This is a genomic window from Bartonella sp. EBT8 (assembly GCF_055796165.1).
Genome location: NZ_JBTTDJ010000034.1, coordinates 1 through 3921 on the forward strand (window position 1 = coordinate 1; position 3921 = coordinate 3921).

A 3921-nucleotide genomic window follows, 5' to 3' on the forward strand; every position below is an offset into this window, starting at 1 on the left:
GGTAGTTGTCAAGCAGCATCTTGAACATGAATGGTAACTTCTTTTCCAAGAGTAAGGAGAGTGGATTCTAAAGCGTCTAACTTTGTTGCGTGATTTAAATCCAACAATCGATCAATTTGTATTGGGTGAAGTTCTAAAAGACGTACAAGATCAGCTTTGCGTAAGTTTTTTTCAATCATAGCGTTATGTATTGCAATTTTTAAAGTCACTAATGAAGAGACTTCAACAAAAGGATAGATAGCATCATGCGCTCCCAAAGGAACAACTTCGCGATCTTGGAAACGCCCCATAATAACTGTTAAAAGAGCATTTTTAGCCTGTTCTAAAGCTTCTTTTTCGTCGTTACCGTAAGTAATAAATTCTTGAAAATCTTTAGAGATGACAAGAAGAGTATCATTGTCATCTTTGATAAATTTGATTGTATATTTCATTTGCACCTCCATATTCAAGCTTATTTCAGACCAAGATCTTTAAGAATCTTCTGAACTAATCCTGTTCCTAATTCTTTACGCGTACCATGCATAGGTAAAACAGACTTTTTAGAACCGCGCTTTACAAGCAAATGCCCACCCTTCCCTGCAGTAAAACTACAACCATGCTTTGTAAGATATCTTTTCAATTCTTGACTGTTCATTATAATAATATAACATCTAAAATGTTTTAATACAACACAAATGTTGCATTGAAGGAAAATAAATAACGCTTTCTAAAAACACCAGATTTTGATTAAAAAATAAAAAAAATACTAGATGATGATTTTTTCTGTTGACATCGTGTAAAAAATCGTATTTAATGACAATACGGCACTAGTCGTATTGTGTCTAAAATTCAAAAATGTTCCCCAAAAATTTAGTAAAATATGGACCTGAAACAGGGCTAAAGAGTCTGGTTTTCTTGGTAATTCTGGCTAATCCATCTTTCACAGTGTAAACATCAATATTTGACGCATGATGTCATTAAATCATTCCTCAAAAGGAGCAATAATGAAAGCTGTCATCACTAAACCAATCTGTGTCGTTGGCGACAATAAAAGCACCGTTCGTTTTGAACCTTCTACACAAAATATTCCTTTCGTTGAGGTTTCTAATCAACTCTATGCTCGTCTCAAGCGTGCCAATGCTGCAAAACCTTTTGTTGAAAACAAAACAAACGCAAACCCTGATAAGACAAGTAAAAAGGTTGAGAAAGAAGACAAAGAAAATGGACAAACATCAACTGAAGAAGTGGTAGAGGAAACCACACCCATACAGGCAAAAATACCTAAAGTTTCTAAGCCAGCAACATCTAATCCCAAAAAGGCTTAGAAGTTGAAATTAATTATCCGCCAAAAATGGTATCTTCAGCAAGTAAAGGATACCTTTACAAATCTTCAAGCACCACGCCTTAATTGGGCTTTGCGTAATGCTGTAAATACCGCAGCAAAACAAGTGGAACGCTTTGCTGAAAAGAAAATCTCTGAGCTTACATCAGCCAAATCAAAGCGTATCAAGCGAGGTATTTATATTAAGGGAAAGGCTACAGCACAACTTCTCGAGACAGATATCATTGGCTCTGGAACACCGATACCTCTTAAATTTTTTAAAGCAAGAGAAACAAAACACGGTGTGGCTTATACAATGTTTGGCAAGCAAAAAATCTTACCCCATGCTTTTATTCGAGGAGGAAAATTTCCAAAGCGTGTTGAATTAAAAATGGGCAACAATGTTTTTCAAAGAGCCGATGGTGATCACTTCCCTATTGCAAAACAAATGGGACCATCAATTGCTGGAGTAATGTCCAAGCCAGAAATTGCAAGTACTATTGCACAATATGCCAATGAGAGATTAATCAAAAATATACAGAGACAACTTGAACGCCAAGAATATGCTGCTAACAAGAAAAAGAAATAATGTTCTTAAGCTATGTAGATACACTACTCACTTCAATTGTAATTTTAAAGCAAATTATCACTTTCACTTTGGCTTTTTCCATAAAAAATACAATAAAATCAATGCAAAAGGTACTTCCCAGCGGGTTGGGAGTGTTGCGGGGCAGGACAGCGCGAACTATCGCTAGCGTTAGAATTTTTTAAATTGACTGTACATTGTACACATAACCCATTGATAAATAACGATTTCAATATGTGCACTGTACAATATATGATTATTTAAAGACAAAAAATTATTTTTATTCTTGACATTATTTCTGTAACATGTATTTTCGAATCAGGTGCCTCAAAAACACCTTAGACATGTAGCGGATAGATTGCCGAAACAATCGTTTTTCCGTGTATTAAAAGCTTTGACTCATTATATGTTACACGCATATAATGACCTTGTCGGGTGTGGCTATGTTATACAATACTCTTCTGGGGAAGACATAGCGACGGACTACATGCCGTGTTTTTGAGCGCCCGGCACTCCTTTAGAGTGTCAATCAAAAACGTCTAATTACATGTAGGAGTTATCATGAATACTTTTATAAAAACTATGGGAGGCATTGCTAATAGTAGTGCAGTAGTTCGGACTATGTCTAGTCATGAGATTGCTGAGTTATGTGGTAAAAAGCATAAGAATGTGATGAGGGATATTAAGCAGATATTTAACGAGCTCAAATTTGAGCCGGTTGATTTTAGTGGTACTTATGTTGATGCAAAAGGTGAAAACCGTCCTTGCTACCATCTCCCCAAGCGTGAATGTTTAATTCTTGTCTCAGGTTACAGTACAGCGTTACGAGCAAAGATTATAGACCGTTGGCAGACACTGGAAGCACAGATAGCAACATCTCAGATTGATTACTCAAGTCCTCAAGCAATGATTGGTTTCTTGAATCACTTACAAAGTCAAATCGAGCAGAAAGATCATGTGATTGCGGAGTTAGAACCTAAGGCAAAAGCGCTTGAAGGATTAAAACGAAGCAATGGTTTGTTTGGTTTGATTGAATCTGCAAAGATGTTAGAAGTACGACCTAAGGATCTAACCGATTATTTGCGTAAACATGATTGGGTCTATCGAAGAGCTCCAGGTGCTCCTTTGTTACCCTATCAGGATAAGATCAAGAAAGGTTTGATGGATTGCCCTGCTATTACTATTCAAAGACCCGATGGTACAGAAAAGGTGCTCCCTTCAACAAAAATCACATCTAGAGGATTAGCTTGCTTGAGAGAACAAATCCATGGAGGCGTGCAATGAATACCAGTGTTGATTTTTTATGCGATTTGTGGATGGCGTTGTTTCAGTTTGTCAATTGTGAAGACATTAAAGATAAAGACTGTAGCGCACTGGTTGAAGTCATGGGTATAGTAGAAAAAGCTTTGATTTTAAAACTTAAAGATGACGTACCAAATATTACAAAGATTTTAGCAGTTCTTACAGACTTTGGAGCTTCAGAGTTTCCCGCAGCTATAGATCCTTTTTTAAAAGCTTACCAGCCGAATTGGGAAAACCCCATTAAAAAGGTTGCTTAAGTAAAACATATCCCTTCCCGTTCTCAAAAATGGGGAGGTAGTCTGATTTAGCAACCGCTTGCTTTTTTTAAGACTTCACCCATACGTGTGCGCCAATCTTTTCCTTGTTTTTTAAAAGAGGCAATAACATTTGGATCAAGGCGGAGAGTAACCGCTTGTTTAGGAGACTCAACTGGTGGTCGTCCACGTTTACGGCGCTCTTCTGTTACATACTTAAAGAAGGAGGAAGGTAAAACATCTTTAGCTGGCTTTAAGCGTGCAAGTTCTTCATCTGTTAGTGGTGGAGAGTCCACGGATTCCCAATCTTCTTTTGTATAATCACACTTTGTTTCAAAGGTTTTTTTGATAGTCATTGAAAACCTCTCTTTCTTTCTTATTCGCTTGGCGGAAACTAATAATGGATATCGCTTCATTGCCAAGCTTTGCAAAAACAATAACTGTCGTACCATCAGCAAAATGTCCAATAGCTTTCATGA

At 37.0% G+C, this 3921-nt stretch carries 8 protein-coding genes; 4 read left to right on the plus strand and 4 right to left on the minus strand.

Annotated features, from left to right (window positions below):
• Positions 1-8: 8 nt before the first annotated feature.
• The gene (locus tag AC0QT4_RS08555) at positions 9-431 is read right to left on the minus strand and encodes a type II toxin-antitoxin system HicB family antitoxin (RefSeq protein ID WP_473201257.1); all 423 of its coding nucleotides are present in this window, start codon (positions 429-431) and stop codon (positions 9-11) included.
• Between the two features lie 20 nt (positions 432-451).
• On the minus strand, positions 452-634 hold the full coding sequence (locus AC0QT4_RS08560; RefSeq protein ID WP_241438030.1) for a type II toxin-antitoxin system HicA family toxin: 183 nt from the start codon (positions 632-634) through the stop codon (positions 452-454).
• A gap of 349 nt (positions 635-983) precedes the next feature.
• Here AC0QT4_RS08560 and AC0QT4_RS08565 point away from each other — a divergent pair, with 349 nt between their 5' ends.
• From AC0QT4_RS08565 to AC0QT4_RS08580, 4 genes are all read left to right on the plus strand, one after another.
• On the plus strand, positions 984-1304 hold the full coding sequence (locus AC0QT4_RS08565; protein ID WP_473201258.1) for a hypothetical protein: 321 nt from the start codon (positions 984-986) through the stop codon (positions 1302-1304).
• Positions 1305-1307: 3 nt separating this feature from the next.
• Positions 1308-1889: a hypothetical protein gene (locus AC0QT4_RS08570; RefSeq protein ID WP_473201259.1), complete on the plus strand. Its 582-nt coding sequence runs from the start codon at positions 1308-1310 to the stop codon at positions 1887-1889.
• 558 nt (positions 1890-2447) lie between these two features.
• Positions 2448-3170, plus strand: a complete 723-nt coding sequence (locus tag AC0QT4_RS08575) for a phage antirepressor KilAC domain-containing protein (protein ID WP_473201260.1) — start codon at positions 2448-2450, stop codon at positions 3168-3170.
• A complete protein-coding gene (locus AC0QT4_RS08580) occupies positions 3167-3445 on the plus strand; it encodes a hypothetical protein (protein ID WP_473201261.1) in 279 nt (92 codons plus the stop codon). The genes AC0QT4_RS08575 and AC0QT4_RS08580 overlap by 4 nt, the downstream gene beginning before the upstream one ends.
• Positions 3446-3492: 47 nt before the next feature.
• Here the strand turns inward: AC0QT4_RS08580 and AC0QT4_RS08585 are convergent, their stop codons facing one another.
• Together AC0QT4_RS08585 and AC0QT4_RS08590 are read right to left on the minus strand one after the other, a co-directional pair.
• A complete protein-coding gene (locus AC0QT4_RS08585) occupies positions 3493-3798 on the minus strand; it encodes a BrnA antitoxin family protein (protein ID WP_473201262.1) in 306 nt (101 codons plus the stop codon).
• Positions 3776-3921, minus strand: a 146-nt coding sequence (locus AC0QT4_RS08590) for a BrnT family toxin (protein ID WP_473201263.1), incomplete at its 5' end; no start/stop codon positions are given. The genes AC0QT4_RS08585 and AC0QT4_RS08590, both read right to left, overlap by 23 nt.

Excerpts from the sequence above, each read along its gene's own strand:
- AC0QT4_RS08555 (WP_473201257.1), bottom strand. The coding sequence starts at position 431 with ATGAAATATACAATCAAATTTATCAAAGATGACAATGATACTCTTCTT.
- AC0QT4_RS08560 (WP_241438030.1), bottom strand. The coding sequence starts at position 634 with ATGAACAGTCAAGAATTGAAAAGATATCTTACAAAGCATGGTTGTAGT.
- AC0QT4_RS08565 (WP_473201258.1), top strand. The coding sequence starts at position 984 with ATGAAAGCTGTCATCACTAAACCAATCTGTGTCGTTGGCGACAATAAA.
- AC0QT4_RS08575 (WP_473201260.1), top strand. The coding sequence starts at position 2,448 with ATGAATACTTTTATAAAAACTATGGGAGGCATTGCTAATAGTAGTGCA.
- AC0QT4_RS08580 (WP_473201261.1), top strand. The coding sequence starts at position 3,167 with ATGAATACCAGTGTTGATTTTTTATGCGATTTGTGGATGGCGTTGTTT.
- AC0QT4_RS08585 (WP_473201262.1), bottom strand. The coding sequence starts at position 3,798 with ATGACTATCAAAAAAACCTTTGAAACAAAGTGTGATTATACAAAAGAA.